This window comes from Streptomyces sp. P5F9, from assembly GCF_057961495.1.
On record NZ_JBXVPZ010000518.1, the window covers coordinates 1 to 6,339 of the forward strand.

Annotated in this window: 9 protein-coding genes; 3 read left to right on the forward strand and 6 right to left on the reverse strand. The window is 70.0% G+C overall.

The window, feature by feature from the left end; translation table 11 throughout:
• Window positions 1-458: 458 nt before the first annotated feature.
• Complete coding sequence (locus tag AC31A1_RS44230) at window positions 459-749, forward strand: DUF6087 family protein (protein ID WP_489658727.1); 291 nt, start codon at window positions 459-461, stop codon at window positions 747-749.
• Window positions 750-782: 33 nt separating this feature from the next.
• Here the strand turns inward: AC31A1_RS44230 and AC31A1_RS44235 are convergent, their stop codons facing one another.
• Window positions 783-1,157, reverse strand: a complete 375-nt coding sequence (locus AC31A1_RS44235) for a VOC family protein (RefSeq protein WP_489658728.1) — start codon at window positions 1,155-1,157, stop codon at window positions 783-785.
• A 29-nt stretch (window positions 1,158-1,186) separates the two neighbouring features.
• Entirely contained in the window at window positions 1,187-1,447 is a 261-nt protein-coding gene (locus AC31A1_RS44240) for a DUF3099 domain-containing protein (protein ID WP_393752776.1), read from the reverse strand.
• Between the two features lie 558 nt (window positions 1,448-2,005).
• Between AC31A1_RS44240 and AC31A1_RS44245 the strand changes: the two genes are divergently transcribed.
• Together AC31A1_RS44245 and AC31A1_RS44250 are read left to right on the forward strand one after the other, a co-directional pair.
• Complete coding sequence (locus AC31A1_RS44245) at window positions 2,006-2,137, forward strand: hypothetical protein (protein ID WP_489658729.1); 132 nt, start codon at window positions 2,006-2,008, stop codon at window positions 2,135-2,137.
• Window positions 2,138-2,160: 23 nt separating this feature from the next.
• Window positions 2,161-2,904 carry a hypothetical protein gene (locus AC31A1_RS44250; RefSeq protein ID WP_489658730.1) on the forward strand — a complete coding sequence of 248 codons (744 nt, stop codon included), beginning with the start codon at window positions 2,161-2,163 and terminating at the stop codon, window positions 2,902-2,904.
• Between the two features lie 90 nt (window positions 2,905-2,994).
• Here the strand turns inward: AC31A1_RS44250 and AC31A1_RS44255 are convergent, their stop codons facing one another.
• From AC31A1_RS44255 to AC31A1_RS44270, 4 genes are all read right to left on the reverse strand, one after another.
• A complete protein-coding gene (locus tag AC31A1_RS44255) occupies window positions 2,995-3,282 on the reverse strand; it encodes a DUF1416 domain-containing protein (RefSeq protein ID WP_019064558.1) in 288 nt (95 codons plus the stop codon).
• 45 nt (window positions 3,283-3,327) lie between these two features.
• Entirely contained in the window at window positions 3,328-4,167 is an 840-nt protein-coding gene (locus AC31A1_RS44260; protein ID WP_393752777.1) for a sulfurtransferase, read from the reverse strand.
• 424 nt (window positions 4,168-4,591) lie between these two features.
• Window positions 4,592-5,338, reverse strand: coding sequence for an LmeA family phospholipid-binding protein (locus AC31A1_RS44265; protein WP_489658731.1), 747 nt, complete (start codon window positions 5,336-5,338; stop codon window positions 4,592-4,594).
• A gap of 186 nt (window positions 5,339-5,524) precedes the next feature.
• The coding region (locus AC31A1_RS44270; protein WP_489658732.1) for a hypothetical protein at window positions 5,525-6,339 on the reverse strand (815 nt) is incomplete at its 5' end.

Sequence of the window (6,339 nt, forward strand, 5' to 3'; positions counted from 1 at the left end):
GATGCACATCGCGGTGAGCGCCCCGGGCCCTGCGCGAGGACGCCTTCTGGACCGGGGCGCTCACCGCGATGTGCATCGGCGGCCTGCTGATGGCGATCATCGCGACGACCTGACCGCCAATGCCGGGTCTTCACATCGGGCGCTGCACCGGCCTCCTCGGTGCCAGGGGGCGACTTCCGGAAATGTGACACTCGACCCAGGAAGTGTCACATTTCTGCGGTGCGGGTCCGCTCCCGCGGGAACGGACAAAGGGCCGCACCGCTCAAGCTCGAAGACCCCCTGTGCCTGCCCATGCCTGTCGCCGGGCAAGGCCGAGCGGGGTGCCGCCGGGGCCCACGCGGCGCACGACGACGCCGCCCGCCCCTACGGGACCGCCACGGTCGACAACGTACGGACCCGAGCGAAGGGAATCGCCGCCGCCAGACCGACGGCGATCGCGGCCTGAGACCATCGAGCGCATGGGCAAGCACAGTCGACCCGGGCCGCCGAACCAGCCGTCACGTGCCGTCCCGCGCGCCGATGCCGACGACCCGCTCGCGCCGTACGACAAGCGGCGCCGACCGCCGATGGACGTCTTCCGGCGCCACCGGCCCGTGCACGGCGGCGCCGGTCACCTCCGGCCCGACGAGCCACGCGTCCTGGAGGAGTGGGACGGCTTCACCTACCAAGTGGTCGGCACCGCCGACGACCTCACCGCGGCGCAGGAGTGGGTGAACCAACTCCGGATCGGCGACGACCCGGCTGCGTGACGAGCCTCGGCGAAGGGTCCCTGATCACGCCCTTTACTCCTGTCGCCACAGGCAGAACGGGTGCCTGGCCGGGTCCAACAGGACCCGTACGTCGTCCTGCGGCTGGCAGTCGTGGAGCGTGGCTCCCAGGCCCACGGCACGCTCGACCTCGCTCTCCAGGTCGTCGACCTCGATGTCGAGGTGCAGCATCATCTGCTGCTCGCCTGGCCTGCGGGTGGGCCACACCGGCGGGACGTACTCCGGCTCGGTCTGGAAGGAGAGGCCGGTGCCGCCGTCGGGCGGGCCGATCAGGACCCAGTCGGGTTCCTCGGCCCGGACGACGTAGCCAAGGAGGCGGACGTAGAAGCCGGCCAGCTCGTGCGCGTCCCGCGCGTCGAGCACCACGGTGGACAGTCTCGTAGGCGACATGCCCGCCCTCTACCCGCTCACGGCGTGCCCTACTGGCGGCGCTTCTTCCCGTCCAGCTCGTCCCACCACTCGTCGGACTTGGGGTCGCCGGACGGGTCGTCCCACCAGCGGTCGTCGGGGCCGCGCCGGTTGGCGACCATGGCGGCGACCGGCGGGATCAGCATCGCGACCACGCACATCCCGACGGCTACGGGCACCGACCAGATCCGCACGACTCCCCAGGCCAGGACGAAGAGCCCGATGCAGATGCCCATCATGACGAAGTACACGCGACGGCGACGTGCCAGCATCTCTCCAGCGTAGGCCCGCATCGAAGCCGACTCCACAGGTGCGGGCCCACCAGCGCAGGGGCGCGCGAGAGGTTCGAGCGGGCGCGGGCGCACGTCCGAAGCGCTGCGATTCCCTCTTTCGGCGGGACCGCCGCGAGCGCCGCCCCCTCTACGTTCAGTACTTCCACTGATCATCTGCTGAAAGGCGGCCGACTTGACGCCCTCGTACTCCCGAAGCGCCCTGGTTGCCGCGCTCGTCTCCCTGGCCGTCTGGGGCGTTCCGGCGTCGGTGTCGGCCGCCACCGGTCAGGTCCGCGGAGCCGGTGCCCGGAATCGCACCACCCGGCGCCGACGGGACCGCCGTCTACAAGGACATGGACGGCCGGATCATCCCGGAGGCCGACCTGGGCCGGACGGCCGCCGCACAGCGGTTCGGGTGCACGCCCGTCAGCGGGCGGGACAACCCTCACCGGTCCGGCACCGGGCTGGCGGCCTCGGGTCACGGCTGGTGGGACAAGGGGAACTGCGACAACCCCGAAGAAGGAACTGAAGCCCGGCGGCGGGAGCAGCAACCGTACGGTGGCCCGGCACGACTGCACCGACACCGAGCGGACCTCCTGGCGCAACCATGTGGATGTGGACGTCATCGGTGAGATCGACACGGCCGAAAAGCCGATGAACCAGGCCGACGTCAACTGCCGGGTCCGTTAGTCCGACAGCTAAGGAGGGGCACAGTGGAGAGTGCTGGAACCCTGTTCGGCGCCTTCTACGGCGAGCTCGTCCCGTATCCCTGGCACGATCCCGAGCACGACGCCTACCAGCTGTTCCACCAGCGGTCGCTCGCCATGGGCTGGCTCGATCAGCTGTGGGGCATGAACGACGCCGGCTGGGAGCACCCCGGCGGTGCCTCCGGGACGGGACTGATCTCCTGGTTCCAGGTCGAGGCCGGGCCGGTCGCCGGTGACCGCCCGCTGCCCGTGCGGCCGTTCCTGGCCTGCGCCGGGGACGCGGTCGCGCGGACCGGGCGGGCGGACTTCACCGCCGTACAGCTGCTGCTGCCCGTGCAGGGCATCGATCCGGCGTCGCGGCCGGCGTACGCGAGCGTGCCGTCCCTGATGACGGTCGAGTGGTTCGGCGAACGGGACCCCGGTGCGCGGACCCCGGTCACGGTCGCCGTCAGCAGCGGGGGCCAGGAACTTCACGTCGTCGAAGAACGGCTCGCCGGCCTGAAGCAGGATGTCTTCGTCCACCGGTCGTCGTCCTCGCTCCATGGCACGACCGTTCCCGACGGCATTCCGGCCGCGCCCTTCGACGACACCTTCTGGGACGGTCCGGCCCGACACCACGCGATGCTGCGCGGCGAGCTCGCCGAGTGGTCGTGCGACGCCGTGGGATGGCTGGGAGAGGTCGTCGCCGACTGTGCCGCGCTGGGCGGGCTGCGGGCGCCGCTGCTGATCAGCGTGGTCCGGGGCCGCTGACACCCGCCGCCCCGGCCCGTACCCGCCGCATGCCGAAGGGCTGTACCGCGGAGGTACAGCCCTTCGGCCGAGGCGTTCGGCGCCGGTCGGTCAGACCGCGATCGCGACCTCCGCCAGGCCGCCCGTCTGGGCGACCACCGTGCGGTCGGCGGTGGCGCCCGGAACGAGGGCGCGGACGGTCCAGGTGCCTTCGGCCGCGTAGAAGCGGAACTGGCCCGTCGCGGAGGTCGGGACCTCCGCGGTGAACTCGCCGGTCGAGTCCAGGAGACGGACGTAGCCCGTCACCGGCTCGCCGTTACGTGTCACCTGACCCTGGATGGTGGTCTCACCGGGCTTGATCGTCGAGGCGTCGGGGCCGCCGGCCTTCGCTCCACACATGTCTTGGTTTCCTTCAGGTCGCAGCGGTTGTGCGGGTTCTTGTGCTTACTTGTTGGCGCCGAGCTCGATCGGAACGCCGACCAGGGAGCCGTACTCGGTCCAGGAACCGTCGTAGTTCTTGACGTTCTCGACACCGAGCAGCTCGTGCAGCACGAACCAGGTCAGGGCCGAGCGCTCGCCGATACGGCAGTACGCGATGGTGTCCTTGGCGAGGTCGACCTGCTCCTCGGCGTAGAGCTCCTTGAGCTCGTCGTCCGACTTGAAGGTGCCGTCGTCGTTGGCGTTCTTCGACCACGGGATGTTGCGCGCGGACGGGACGTGACCCGGACGCTGCGACTGCTCCTGCGGAAGGTGCGCCGGCGCGAGCAGCTTGCCGCTGAACTCGTCGGGCGAACGGACGTCGACCAGGTTCTGCGCGCCGATGGCGGCCACGACGTCGTCGCGGAACGCGCGGATCGCCTTGTTCTGCGGCTTCGCCTTGTAGTCGGTGGCGGGACGCGAGGGGACTTCCTCGACCAGCTCGCGGGCGTCCAGCTCCCACTTCTTGCGGCCACCGTCGAGCAGCTTGACGTTGTCGTGGCCGTAGAGCTTGAAGTACCAGTAGGCGTACGACGCGAACCAGTTGTTGTTGCCGCCGTAGAGGATCACCAGCGTGTCGTTGCCGATGCCCTTGCCGGACAGGAGCTTCTCGAAGCCCTCCTGGTCGACGAAGTCACGGCGTACCGGGTCCTGGAGGTCCTTCGTCCAGTCGATCCGGATCGCGTTCTTGATGTGGTTCTTCTCGTACGCGGACGTGTCCTCGTCGACCTCGACGATCGCCACGCTCGGGTTGTCGAGGTTGGCCTCGACCCAGTCGGCGTCGACCAGGACGTCACTGCGGCTCATGCTTTTCTCCTCCGGGGCAGTTACGGCGGTGCGGTGCGTGAGAGAAAGGGTGCGCGCTCGCGCGGGTGTCCCTGATCAGGGACACGAGGGGGGAAGACGGAAGCCTGCGCTTCCGCTCAGAAAGTGCGACAGAGCATGGCGGCGACGCGGCACAGGTCAACTGCCCGCCGCTTCGTGAGGTCGTCCGCCTGGCCCCGCGGCCGGAGGGCGCTCCATGTGCACTGCATGCCTCGATCGTAGGGACGGATCGCGGCGCATGTCACCGGTGTGTCGTATTTTGAGACGCGATCGTCCGTGATGTGAGACAGGAGAGTCGCCGAAGGCCCTCCGACAGGGAATCCGGGCCCCTTCGGCCGTTAATTCCCCTGCCGCACGGACACGGGCGTCTCGCCCCTCGGACAAGCACTGCTCACCGGACCCCGTCCTACCCGGCCAGCCTGACGTTCGAACCCTTCACCTTGATGTCCACACCGCTCTTCGCGGCCTGCACACTGTCCAGCTTCACACCGCCCGGCAGCTGGTCGAGCGTCTGCTGGAAGTCGGTGATCGAGCGGACCCGGGAGTCGGCGAGGTCGACGACCAGCTTGGGCAGGTTGTCCGCGTGCACCTTCACCGTGTTGCCCACGACGGTCACCGTGCTGAGCACCGGATACGTCGTCGTCCCGACCCCCGTGACCGTGACCTTCATGTCGGCCTTGATCTTGCCGTCGCCGCCGTCGGAGAGGCTGACGATCTGGGCCGTGACGCCGGTGAAGACGGGCGTCGGCGCGGACTTGGCGGCCTTGAGCAGCTGGTCGTAGGAGATGCTCGCGGTGCCCGTCGCGCTGGCCGCCGTGGCGGAGCTGTAGTCGCCGGAGAACTTGACGTCCTTCATGTCGGCCTTGAGGTCGTCGATCCGGATCGTGGTGGCGCCGCCGGAGGCGCTCGTGTTGCCGGTCGGGGCCTCGTACTGGCCGACGCCGAGTTCCACGTCGTCCAGCTCACCGGAGGCGACCTGGGTGAGGAAGGGAAAGCCCTTGATGGAGACGTCGGGGGTGCTGGCCAGGTTCTCGCTGGTCTTCACCTTGGACGCGGCCTCCTCCTCCGCGAAGTGGACCGCGACCCGGTCCACGACCACGAACAGGACCCCCAGGATCACCACGACGATCAGAAGTATTCGCAGCCCACGCATCTACGGAGTTCCCCACCTGGTGGTCGTCGACGAAAGCGGTACAACGACCGGATGGCCGCCCAGCGCGAGAGTAGTCCTGCGGAACACGTGTACCGCGAAATTGTCGATCACCTGTGACAGTGCTCTTAACTGCCGCAGGTGTTTCCAATAACTGCCGCCTCCAGCACGGCACTTGGCCGCCCCGCGTCAGACGAGCGCCCGTCCCAGCAGATACACCGCCGGGGCCGCCGCGGCGAGCGGGAGGGCCACGCCTGCCGTGAAGTGGACGAAGCGGGACGGGTAGTCGTAGCTCGCCACCCGGTGGCCGATCAGCGCGCAGACCCCCGCGCCCGCGCCGAGCAGCGCGCCCTTCGCGCCCATGCCGGTCATCCCGCCTACGGCGATGCCCGCACCGGCGGCCGCCAGCAGTGATACGACGACCGACGCCACGGTCGGCAGCGGCAGCGCGCGGGCCAGGATCGCGACGGCGACGGCGGCCGCGCCGACGGTCACCGCGTCCGGGTCGGCCGCGAGGTGGCCGGCCGCGACGATCGCCAGGGCTGCCGAGGCGACCGTCGCCATCAGGCTCGTGATCCGGGTGTCCGGGTCGGCGTGCGAGCGCAGCTGCATGACGAGGGAGAGCAGGACCCAGACACCGAGGGTGCCGAGGATCGCGGCGGGGCCGTTCTCCCGCCCGGCCGCGAGCAGCGCCACGTCCGCGACGAGCGCGCCCGCGAAGGCGAGCGCGATGCCCTGCCGCGCGGGCCACATCCCGTTCAGCCGGAACCAGCCCGCGGCCGTCACCGCCTGAAGGACGACTAGCGGTACGACGAGGGCGTACGACCCGACCTGCGCGGTGACGGAGAGCAGGAGCGCCAGTACGGCGGTGAGGCCGGCGGGCTGCATCCCGGGCTCGATGATCGGCGAACGCCCCTCAAGCCGGGCCCGCTGCGCGTCGGTGATCCGGGCGTTGCCGGCGAGGGAGGGCGGGCCGTAGCCCTCTCCGGCGGAGGGGGCTACGG